The sequence below is a fragment of the Tepidimonas sp. genome, from assembly GCF_029335975.1.
Classification (GTDB): Bacteria; Pseudomonadota; Gammaproteobacteria; order Burkholderiales; family Burkholderiaceae_C; genus Tepidimonas.
Genome location: NZ_JARJMT020000087.1, coordinates 1 through 9,896, shown reverse-complemented (window position 1 = coordinate 9,896; position 9,896 = coordinate 1). Strand labels below are relative to the sequence as shown.

Genomic DNA, 9,896 nt, shown 5'->3' with positions numbered 1-9,896 from the left:
GCCTGCGCTGTGCCCGTCTTGCCGCCGCTGCGGTACGGCGCGCCGGCGAATACCCGCGCCGACGTGCCTTCGGTGGTCACGGCGGCCATCGCGTCCAGCACCGTCTGCACATGCCCAGGTTGGTAGCCCAGCGGGCGGCCTGGCAGCGCTTGCCGCGACGAGGTCACCCCTGCGTCGGGTCCGGGAGTCAGCGTCTCCAGCACGACATGCGGTGTCTGCCGTATCCCCCCGCCGGCCAGTGCAGCCATGGCGGTGGCCAGCTGCAGCATGGTAAAGCTGTTGTAGCCCTGGCCGATGCCCAGTGAGATCGTCTCGCCCGGGTGCCAGCGCTGCTGCTCGGGTGTGCGGTAGGTGGCGCGCTTCCACGCCGGGCTGGGCAGGACGCCGCGCACTTCGCCGGGCAAGTCGATGCCGGTGAGCTGCCCAAAGCCCAGTGGGGCCATGAAGTCGTGGATGGCCTGCACGCCCATTTCGTGCGCCAGCGTGTAGTAGTAGACATTGCTGGACAGCACGATGCTGCGCCGCAGGTCCACCATACCCAGCGCGAGCTCGCCATGGCTGCGGAAGCGGTGATTGCCCAGCACCCAGTAGCCGGGGTCATGGATGGTTGTCTGGGGTGTGCGCAGGCCCAGCTCCAACGCCGCCAGCGCCATGAAAGGTTTGTAGGTCGAGCCAGGCGGATAGGTGCCGCGTAGCGCACGGTTGAGCAACGGTCGATCAGGCGACTCGTTGAGTGCGCGCCAGCTGTCCGCGTCGATGCCATCGACGAACAGGTTGGGATCGAAGCTGGGCATGCTGACCAAAGCCAATACCTCGCCGCTCTGTATATCCAGCGCCACCAGCGCGCCGCGGCGCTCGCCGTAGAGCCGCTCGATCAGGTGTTGCAGGCGCACGTCGATGGACAGCCGCACCGTGTCGCCCGCCTGGGGTGGGGTCGAATCGAGGCGGCGCACCGCGCGCCCCGAGGCAGAGGTCTCCACCCGCTCGAACCCGGTGCGGCCGTGCAAACGCTCTTCCTGCGCCAGTTCCACGCCCAGCTTGCCGATGTGCGTGCTGCCGCGGTAGTTGGCGACCTTGTCTTCCGGCCAGTCTTCCATGGCTTCGCGGTCGCGCTGGCTGATGCGGCCGATATAGCCCAGCACATGCGCCGCCGTGGGGCCCAGCGGGTAGCGTCGCAAGTGACGCGCTTGGATTTCCACCCCTGGCAGCGACCACAGGCGGGCGGCGACCCGCGCCATTTCCTCTTCACTCAGGCGGGTTTTCAGGGGAATGGAGTCGAAGCGCTTGGAATCCGCAAGCAGCCGGCGAAACCGCTGCACGTCGCGCGGCGTGATCGACACCCATTGGCTCAGGCGCTCGATCGTGCCTTCTAGGTCTGGGGTGCGGGCGGGCACGATCTCCAGCGCATAGACCGGCAGGTTTTCGGCCAACACAACGCCGTGGCGATCGACGATGCGTCCGCGCGGGGGAGGGATGGGCAGCACTGCCGTGCGGTTGACCTCGGCCTGGGCGGCGTAGCGCTCGTGTTCGCGGATCTGCAGATGCCAGGCGCGCAGTGCCAGCAGGCCAAATGCTGCGACCACCGCCGCCAGCGCCACCCACGCGCGCCGGCGAAAGCGCGCAATGCGGATGTCGGCGTCGGGATACGTGGTCATCGCCAGTGGCCGGGGTATGCAAGAGTCAGAGGGGACGGGTTTCGTCCGGGTCATGCGCGCGGCGCTGCGGGGCGAGCAAGATCCAGGTCGCAGGCGTCCACAACGCGGCCGTCAACAGTGGGGCGATCCACGCCAGGGCGGGAGGATTGCCGTGGCCGGCGAGCAGCCGCACCAGCGCCTGCAGGCCAAATGCCACCGCAAACAGCGGCAGCACATGCAGCGTCTGGCCGCGCAGGTCGAACCACAGCACCCGCCGGTGCAGGGTCACGGCCAGATAACCCATGACGGCATAGGCCAGCGCATGTTGCCCCAGCAAGACCCCTTGGTGCACATCCACACACAGCCCGGCGACGAAGGCCACGCTCACACCGATGCGCAGCGGCTGGTGGATGGTCCAAAACACCAGCACCAGCGCCATCCAATCCGGCAACCAAGCCGCGCCCGCGAGCTGTCCCTGCAGCACCAGCAGAAAAAAAGCCGCCGCCAGCGATCCCCAGATGAAAACCGGGTTGGCTGGCAGCAACAGGGCTTGTCCGCGCGGCAGCATCATGGGTGACGCTCCGTCGCGGGGGCCAGCGCATCGCCTTGGGCGGGTTGCAGCACCAGCACATGCAGCGCGTCGCGGATGCGGGCCACAGGCTGGGCCAGCACCTGGGCAAAGCCCTCGCGGCCTTCGGCGCTGACGGCACGGACGGTCGCCACCGGCAGCCCCGGCGGATACAGGCCGTCGATCCCGCTGGTCACCAAGGTGTCGCCCGGGCGGGTCGCCGTTTGTACCGGCACGAAGCGCAAACTCAGCCCCGGCTCGTCGCGACTGCCGTTGCCATAGGCCAGATAGCGCTCGCCGGTGCGGGTGTTGAGCACAGGGATGGCGAGCAGGCGGTGGGCCAGGAGCGTGACCTCACTCGTGGCGGGGTAGACGCGTGTGACCTGGCCCAGCACGCCGAAGCCGTCCATCACCGGCGCGCCCTCGCGCACATCCTGCAGCGCTCCGCGGTCGATCACCACGGCGGGCATATAGGGGTCCGGCAGCGCATACAAGATTTCGGCGCCCTGGGCCGACGGCGAAACGCGCTCGCGCAGACCCAGCAGCCGCCGCAGCTCGCGGTTTTCCTGGGCCAGGTGTTCGACCAGGCCGGCCCGCTGCGCTTGCCGGGCGAGCTGTTCGCGCGCCTGGCGAGCATCGCGCTGGGCCGCCTGCAGCGACGCGAAATGCTGCCCCAGCCATTGCGTGGCGCGTACCGGCTGCAGCGCCAGCCACTGCACCGGATACAGCGCCGTCGCCACCGCTGCGCGCAGTGGAGCTGCCCAGCGCAGGCGCGCATCCACCACCATCAGCAGCACCGCCAGGGCGCTCAGGACGAGCAGCTTGGTCAGGGCCGGTGTGCCCTGCTTGAAGAAGGGCGGCGGCGTGCGGTCGACGGTGCCGAGCGACATGGCGAATGGCTAGGCGGCGGTCGGCGACGGGGGCCGCGAGCGGTCTGTCACTCGCTGGTGAAGATGCTGTGGCCCAGCCGGTCCATCTGTTCCAGTGCCATGCCGCAGCCGCGCACCACACAGGTCAGCGGGTCTTCGGCGACGAACACCGGCAAGCCGGTTTCCTCGTTGAGCAGGCGGTCCAGATCGCGCAGCAGCGCACCGCCGCCGGTCAGCATCATGCCGCGGTCGGCGATGTCGGCGCCGAGCTCCGGCGGGGTCTGCTCCAGTGCAGTCTTGACGGCGCTGACGATGTTGTTGATGGGGTCGGTCAGCGCCTCGAGCACCTCGTTGGAGCTGATCGTGAAACTGCGCGGCACACCCTCGGAGAGATTGCGGCCTTTGACCTCCATCTCTCTGACTTCCGAGCCGGGGAAGGCGCTGCCGATGTTTTTTTTGATCGACTCGGCGGTGGGCTCCCCGATGAGCATGCCGTAGTTGCGGCGGATGTAGTTGATGATGGCCTCGTCGAACTTGTCGCCACCCACGCGCACGCTGCCTTTGTAGACCATGCCGCCCAAGCTGATGACACCGACCTCGGTGGTGCCGCCGCCGATGTCCACCACCATGGAGCCGGCCGCATCGGCCACCGGCAGGCCAGCGCCGATGGCGGCGGCCATCGGCTCTTCGATCAGATAGACCTCGGAGGCGCCGGCCCCCAGCGCCGACTCGCGGATGGCGCGCCGCTCCACTTGGGTCGAGCCGCATGGCACACAGATGATGATGCGCGGGCTCGGCTTGAGCATCGAGCGCGGGTGCACCATCTTGATGAACTGCTTGAGCATTTGCTCGGTGACGGTGAAGTCGGCGATGACGCCGTCCTTCATCGGGCGGATGGCCTCGATGTTGCCGGGTACCTTGCCGAGCATGGCCTTGGCGGCTTTACCGACGGCCTGGATGGTCTTTTTGCCGTTGGGGCCGCCCTCATGGCGGATCGCGACTACGGAGGGCTCATCCAGCACGATGCCCTTGCCGCGCACATAAATGAGCGTGTTGGCCGTGCCCAGATCGATGGCGAGGTCGGTCGAAAAATGCCGACGCAGGGATTCGAACATGGTGTGTGAAGTCCTGTGCAGCCTGCCTGCGGGGGGTGGCGCCAGGAAGCGAGCAGGCCGTATCGTGAAACCCGGGATAATACCGCAAGCCTTACCTCACCCGACAGACACCTGCGACCTGATACATCATGTCACTGACCCTACAGGATGTCGACCGCCTTGCGCACCTGGCGCGGTTGGCGCTCGACGGCCCGACGGCCGAGCGCATGCTCGGCCAGCTCAATGCGTTTTTCGACATCGTCGAGCGGATGAAGGCGGTGGACACCACCGGTGTCGTGCCGCTCGCGCATCCGGCCGAGGTGTTCACCGATGTGGCGCTGCGGCTGCGCGACGATGTCGCGAGCGAACCCGACTGCCGCGCGGCCAACCAGGCCAGCGCCCCCGCCGTCGAGGACGGCCTGTACCTCGTGCCGCGGGTGATCGAATGAGCAGCGAACTGCATCAAATGGGCGTGGCCGAGCTGGCCGCCGAGCTGGACGCGGGCCGCACCTCCAGCGTCGAAGTCACCCAGGTGCTGCTGCAGCGCGTGCGTGCGCACGAGGGCTTGGGCGCCTTCCTGGCCGTGGACGAGTCCGCCAGCCTGGCCCAGGCGCGTCAGGCCGACGAGCGGCGCGCGCGCGGCGAGCATACCCCGCTGCTGGGCGTGCCCATCGCGCACAAGGATGTCTTGGTCACGCGCGACTTTCCCACCACCGCGGGCAGCCGTATGCTGGCTGGCTACCGCAGCCCGTTCGATGCCACCGTGGTGGCCCGGCTGGGCGGTGGCGCCGACGGGCACCCTGGGGCGGGGGCGGTGACCTTGGGCAAGCTAAACTGCGATGAGTTTGCCATGGGCTCGGGCAACGACAACTCGGCTTATGGCCCGGCGCGCAACCCCTGGGACCCGACGCGTGTGCCCGGCGGCTCGTCCGGCGGATCGGCCGCTGCGGTCGCGGCGCGGCTGGTGCCGGGGGCGACGGGCACCGACACGGGTGGCTCGATCCGCCAGCCGGCCGCATTCTGTGGCGTCACCGGCATCAAGCCAACCTACGGCCGCTGCTCGCGCTACGGCCTGGTGGCCTATGCCTCCAGTCTGGACCAGGCCGGGCCGATCGCGCGCTCGGCCCAGGACTGCGCGCTGCTGCTGTCGGCCATGGCTGGGCCCGATCCGGACCGCGATTCCACCTGCTTGGATCACCCAGCCGAGGACTACACCCGCGGGCTGGACGAGCCGCTGCCCGGGGCCAGCGCGGGCCGCCCGCTGCAGGGGCTGCGCATCGGATTGCCGATCGAATTTTTTGGCGCGGGCTGCAGCGCCGATGTGCAGGCCGCCGTGCGCGCCGCGCTGGCGGAGTTCGAGCGCTTGGGTGCGACGCTGGTGGACGTCAGCCTGCCGCGCACCGAACTGGCCATCCCGGCCTACTACATCATCGCCCCCGCCGAGGCCAGCTCCAACCTCAGCCGCTATGACGGTGTGCGCTACGGCCACCGCACGGCCGAGTACACCGACCTGCTCGACATGTACTGCCGCTCGCGCAGCGAGGGATTTGGGGCCGAGGTGCAGCGCCGCATTCTCATCGGCACCTATGTGCTCTCTCACGGCTACTACGACGCCTACTATCTCAAGGCACAACAGATCCGCCGCCTGATCGCCGAAGACTTTCTGCGGGCCTTCCAGCAGTGTGACCTGATTGCCGGACCCGTCGCACCTACCGTGGCCTGGGCCATCGGCGACAAGGCGGATGATCCGCTGTCGGCCTATCTGGCCGATATTTACACCTTGCCGGCGTCGCTGGCCGGATTGCCGGGCATGAGCGTGCCGGCTGGCTTTGGCGCGGGCGGTCTGCCGGTGGGGCTGCAGCTCATCGGCCCGCATCTGGCCGAGTCGCGTCTGTTGCATGCGGCCCATCAGTTCCAGCGCGCGACCGACTGGCACACCCGTGCCCCGGCCAGCGTGATCCTCTCGCATCAGGCCTGACCCCATGACCCGTGCATCGTTTCTCGTCCAGGGCTACGAGGTCGTCATCGGCTTCGAGACCCATGCCCAACTCGCCACGCGCAGCAAAATCTTCAGCCGCGCGGCCACAGCCTTTGGTGCTGCACCCAACACCCAAGCTTGCGCCGTCGATTTGGCGCTGCCCGGCACGCTGCCGGTGATGAACCGTGCGGCGGTCGAGTGCGCGATCCGCTTCGCTCTGGCGGTCGGGGCCCATGTCGCATCGCGCAGCATCTTTGCGCGCAAAAACTATTTTTATCCCGACCTGCCCAAGGGCTACCAGATCAGTCAGTACGAGATTCCGGTGGTGCAGGGTGGAGCCATCCAGTTTTACTTGGGCGACGAGCGGCGCATCGTGCGTCTGGTGCGCGCCCACTTGGAGGAGGACGCCGGCAAGTCGTTGCACGAGGACTTCCACGGCATGAGCGGCATCGACCTCAACCGCGCCGGCACGCCGCTGCTGGAAATCGTCACCGAGCCGGACATCCGCTCCAGCGCCGAGGCTGTGGCCTACGCGAAAGAGCTGCACAAAATCGTCACCTGGATCGGCATTTGCGACGGCAATATGCAAGAGGGGAGTTTTCGCTGCGATGCCAATGTGTCGGTGCGCAAGCCCGGCCAGCCGTTGGGCACACGGCGCGAGATCAAGAACCTCAATAGCTTCAAATTCATGCAGCAGGCCATCGACTACGAAGTTCGCTGGCAAATCGAGCAGTTGGAAGACGGCCGTGCCATTGAACAGGCCACGGTGCTGTTCGACCCCGACACGGGCGAGACGCGCGCCATGCGCACCAAAGAGGATGCGGCCGATTACCGCTACTTCCCTGACCCGGACCTGCCGCCCCTGGTGATTGCCGCAGACTGGGTGGCGCGCGTGCAGTCCGAGATGCCGGAGCTTCCGCGGGCCATGGCCGAGCGCTTGGTGCGTGAGTATGGACTGCCGGACTACGACGCCGCCACCCTGACCCAGAGTCCCGCGATGGCAGGCTACTTCGAAGCCACGGTGCGCGCGGGCGCCGCACCCAAGGCCGCGAGCAACTGGATCATGGGCGAGGTCTCGCGCCGGCTCAACGCTGCCGAGATCGGCATCGACGCCTGTCCGGTGATACCCGCGCTGCTGGGGGCGCTGCTGCAGCGCGTCAGCGATGGCACGGTGTCCAACAATGCGGCCAAGCAGGTGTTCGATGCGCTCTGGGTCGAGCCGGGCGACGTTCAGGATGGACCGGCGGCCTTGGCCCGGGTGGACGCGGTCATTGCGGCCAAGGGCCTGCGGCAGATGAACGACACTGGCACACTGGAGGCCATCATTGCCCAGGTGATCGCTGCCAACGAAAAGAATGTCGCCGAATACCGCGCTGGCAAGGACAAGGCCTTCAATGCGTTGGTCGGGCAGGTGATGAAAGCCACCCAAGGCAAGGCCAATCCGCAGCAGGTCAACGAACTGCTCAAGCGTGCGCTGGGGTGAGCTGTGCGACCTCGTGCGGGTCGCGCGCCAGCGTCAGCCGTCCTCGGCGACGCCTCACCCATCTCGCCGATGATGCATCCGTCCGGTCACGCCACCCCGTACCGCGCGCGGTAGGCCTGCACCCGTTCGCGGTGGGTCCGCATGGCAGAGTCGTCCTGTTGCAGCAGATATTGGAGCAAATCGTCCAACCTGGCAATGGCGCACACCGTCAGGCCCAGTTCGCGCTGCACATATTGCACGGCGCTATAGGGCACTTCGCGTAGCGTGCCGTCGGGGCCCACCTCGGTGGCGATCTCTTGCCGATCCAGCGCAATCGCCATGGCGTGCGGTGTGGCGCCAGCGCCACGGATAAGCGCAATCGACTCGCGCGCTGCGGTGCCTGCGCTCATCACATCGTCGATGATGAGCACCCGCCCGCGCAGCGGGGCGCCGACCAGCGTGCCGCCTTCGCCGTGGTCCTTGGCCTCTTTGCGGTTGAAGGCAAAGGGCAGGTTGCGCCCGCGCCGCGCCAGTTCCACCGCCACTGCCGCGGCCAGCGGAATACCCTTGTATGCTGGACCAAAGATCATGTCGAACGCCACGCCGCTAGCCAGGATGCGCTCGGTGTAAAACTCTGCCAACTGCCCCAGCTTGGCGCCATCATCAAACAGGCCGGCGTTGAAGAAATAGGGGCTCAGGCGCCCGGCTTTGGTCTTGAACTCGCCAAAGCGCAGCACGCCAGCTTCCAGTGCAAACTGCACGAAGCGCTGGGCCAGCGGATCGGGAGAGGAGGAGAAGGACGTCGTCATTGCGAACATCGTGCCAGTAGCGGGGGGGCTGGTCACACGGCGCGCCACCAGGTGTAGGTGGCCATGCCCAACGCCGTCAGCACCAGCGACCCTCCCACGTGCAGGCCGATGCCAGCCAGTCCCCACAGCAGTTTGCCGTCCTGCAGCAGCGAGGTCATTTCGATGGAAAAGCTGGAAAACGTCGTCAAACCGCCCAGCAAACCGGTCACGGCAAACAGCCGCCAGGCTGGCGCAATGTCCGGGTGGTGCAAAAAGAACGCGGCCACCACGCCGATGGCATATCCGCCGATCCAGTTGGCGGCCAGCGTGCCCAGCGGCAGGTGCGGCAGCACGGCGTTGAGTGCGAGCCCCAACCACCAGCGCACGAGGGCCCCCACGCTGGCACCGGCGGCGATGGCCAGAACCGAGGTGATCATGCGGTCATTATCCCACCGCGCCGCTGCCCGCCACGCCCGCGACCACATGACCGGCGGGCACATGTTCGGCGGCGCTGTGCACATGGCGCGTCTGGTCGTCGAAAAAGAAGTCCGGCTCGAACTCGCGCAGGAATTCACCCTTGGGCAGACCGCCCAGAAACAGCGCTTCATCCACTTCGATGTGCCAATCCATCAAGGTGCGGATGGCGCGCTCGTGCGCAGGGGCGCTGCGCGCGGTGACCAGTGCCGTGCGGATGCGCATGCGGTCGGTACCCTCCTGCTGCAGGCGGTGCAGCGCCTGCAGCAGCGGCTTGAACGGCCCGCCCGGCAGGGGCTGCGCGGCCTTGGCGCTCTCGTGTGCCTGAAAGGCGTCCAGCCCCTGGGCCTGAAACACGCGCTCTGCCTCGTCCGAAAACAACACCGCGTCGCCGTCGAAGGCGATGCGCACCTCGTGCGGATGCGCCTGCGACGCCCGCTGCGCATGCGGATACACCTGCGCGGCGGGCACCCCCGCATCCAGGGCGGCGCGCACATCGTCCAGGTTGGCCGACAAAAACAGGTTGGCCCGCAGTGGGCGCAGGTAGCGCCACGGCGGCGCACCGCGCGTAAATACGCCGCGCTGGATAGACAGCCCGTAATGCGCGGCAGAGCGAAACACCCGCATGCCTGACACCGGGTCGTTGCGCGAGAGGATCACCACCTCCACCCGCTGCGCCCGCGTGTCGTTGAAGCCCAGCAGCTTGCGCACCAGCGAAAACGCCACGCCCGGCGCAGCCGGCTGGTCCAGCCGCTGCAGCTGCAGCTGCATGTAGGCGCCGTCGTCGCCTTCTTCGAAGACGCGATTCTCGGCCTCGAAGTCGAACAGCGCGCGGGAAGAAATGGCAACGACGAGACAGCCTTGGAGAGGAGATGTCATGGGTCTCTTGGTGCACAGGCCAGTCGATGATCACCCCAACCCCAGGCGCTGCATCCAATAGCGCAGTTTGGCCAAGGTCCAGCCCAACTCGCGCGCGGTGCGCGACTGGTTCCAGCGGTTGCGCTGCAGCAGGGCTTCCAGCTGTGCGCG

11 protein-coding genes are annotated in these 9,896 nt (G+C 67.5%); 3 read left to right on the top strand and 8 right to left on the bottom strand.

What is annotated here, in order from left to right:
* From mrdA to P3W97_RS04970, 4 genes are all read right to left on the bottom strand, one after another.
* Positions 1–1,655, bottom strand: a 1,655-nt coding sequence (gene mrdA, locus P3W97_RS04985; RefSeq protein ID WP_300844370.1) for a penicillin-binding protein 2, incomplete at its 3' end; no start/stop codon positions are given.
* Positions 1,656–1,680: 25 nt separating this feature from the next.
* Positions 1,681–2,205 (bottom strand): rod shape-determining protein MreD, encoded by a 525-nt coding sequence (mreD, locus tag P3W97_RS04980; RefSeq protein ID WP_300844369.1) that lies wholly within the window; start codon positions 2,203–2,205, stop codon positions 1,681–1,683.
* Positions 2,202–3,092 carry a rod shape-determining protein MreC gene (gene mreC / locus P3W97_RS04975; RefSeq protein WP_300844367.1) on the bottom strand — a complete coding sequence of 297 codons (891 nt, stop codon included), beginning with the start codon at positions 3,090–3,092 and terminating at the stop codon, positions 2,202–2,204. Before mreC ends, mreD begins: the two co-directional genes overlap by 4 nt.
* A gap of 47 nt (positions 3,093–3,139) precedes the next feature.
* Positions 3,140–4,186: a rod shape-determining protein gene (locus P3W97_RS04970; RefSeq protein ID WP_300844365.1), complete on the bottom strand. Its 1,047-nt coding sequence runs from the start codon at positions 4,184–4,186 to the stop codon at positions 3,140–3,142.
* Between the two features lie 128 nt (positions 4,187–4,314).
* Here P3W97_RS04970 and gatC point away from each other — a divergent pair, with 128 nt between their 5' ends.
* Genes gatC through gatB form a run of 3 tightly spaced genes read left to right on the top strand, consistent with a single transcriptional unit; the run spans position 4,315 to position 7,626 of the window.
* Positions 4,315–4,614 (top strand): Asp-tRNA(Asn)/Glu-tRNA(Gln) amidotransferase subunit GatC, encoded by a 300-nt coding sequence (gatC, locus tag P3W97_RS04965; RefSeq protein ID WP_300844363.1) that lies wholly within the window; start codon positions 4,315–4,317, stop codon positions 4,612–4,614.
* Positions 4,611–6,143 carry an Asp-tRNA(Asn)/Glu-tRNA(Gln) amidotransferase subunit GatA gene (gatA, locus tag P3W97_RS04960; RefSeq protein WP_300844361.1) on the top strand — a complete coding sequence of 511 codons (1,533 nt, stop codon included), beginning with the start codon at positions 4,611–4,613 and terminating at the stop codon, positions 6,141–6,143. The genes gatC and gatA overlap by 4 nt, the downstream gene beginning before the upstream one ends.
* Before the next feature lie 4 nt (positions 6,144–6,147).
* A complete protein-coding gene (gatB, locus tag P3W97_RS04955) occupies positions 6,148–7,626 on the top strand; it encodes an Asp-tRNA(Asn)/Glu-tRNA(Gln) amidotransferase subunit GatB (protein WP_300844358.1) in 1,479 nt (492 codons plus the stop codon).
* Between the two features lie 86 nt (positions 7,627–7,712).
* Here gatB and pyrE read toward each other — a convergent pair whose 3' ends face one another.
* The 4 genes from pyrE to P3W97_RS11045 are packed head-to-tail and all read right to left on the bottom strand — an operon-like array spanning position 7,713 to position 9,887.
* Positions 7,713–8,414, bottom strand: a complete 702-nt coding sequence (gene pyrE, locus P3W97_RS04950; RefSeq protein ID WP_300844356.1) for an orotate phosphoribosyltransferase — start codon at positions 8,412–8,414, stop codon at positions 7,713–7,715.
* Positions 8,415–8,446: 32 nt separating this feature from the next.
* Positions 8,447–8,830, bottom strand: a complete 384-nt coding sequence (gene crcB / locus P3W97_RS04945) for a fluoride efflux transporter CrcB (RefSeq protein WP_300844354.1) — start codon at positions 8,828–8,830, stop codon at positions 8,447–8,449.
* Positions 8,831–8,837: 7 nt separating this feature from the next.
* A complete protein-coding gene (locus P3W97_RS04940) occupies positions 8,838–9,746 on the bottom strand; it encodes a 5'-nucleotidase (RefSeq protein ID WP_300844352.1) in 909 nt (302 codons plus the stop codon).
* Between the two features lie 30 nt (positions 9,747–9,776).
* Positions 9,777–9,887 carry a helix-turn-helix domain-containing protein gene (locus P3W97_RS11045; protein ID WP_367184592.1) on the bottom strand — a complete coding sequence of 37 codons (111 nt, stop codon included), beginning with the start codon at positions 9,885–9,887 and terminating at the stop codon, positions 9,777–9,779.
* Between the last annotated feature and the right edge of the window lie 9 nt (positions 9,888–9,896).